Origin of the sequence: Streptomyces beijiangensis, from assembly GCF_017315755.1 — a bacterium.
Lineage (GTDB): Bacteria > Actinomycetota > Actinomycetes > Streptomycetales > Streptomycetaceae > Streptomyces > Streptomyces beijiangensis.
Genome location: NZ_JAFLRJ010001235.1, coordinates 1 through 313 on the forward strand (window position 1 = coordinate 1; position 313 = coordinate 313).

Here is a 313-nt window from a genome sequence, read left to right on the forward strand (position 1 = left end):
TCAGCGAGCGGGTCAGCAACTGCGAGTCGGTCTCGCTGATCAGGCCGAGCCGCTCCGACTCCACCACCAGGTGGGTGAGCTGTTCCCGGTCGTGGACCGAGGCCAGCTCGTCGCGCGGGCTCACCCGGCACATCCGTACCAGTGCGTTGCTCACCACGTCCAGCACATGGATCAGCGGCCGCACGACCTTCACCACCGCCCGGAACGACGGGGCGAGCAGCATCGCGGAACGCTCCGGATGGGCGATCGCCCACGACTTGGGCGCCATCTCGCCGACCACCATGTGCAGGAACACCACCACGGTCATCGCGAC

1 protein-coding gene is annotated in these 313 nt (G+C 68.1%); it reads right to left on the bottom strand.

Annotated features, from left to right (window positions below; genetic code table 11):
- The coding region (locus tag J0695_RS41315) for a CNNM domain-containing protein (RefSeq protein WP_206969949.1) at positions 1–313 on the bottom strand (313 nt) is incomplete at both ends.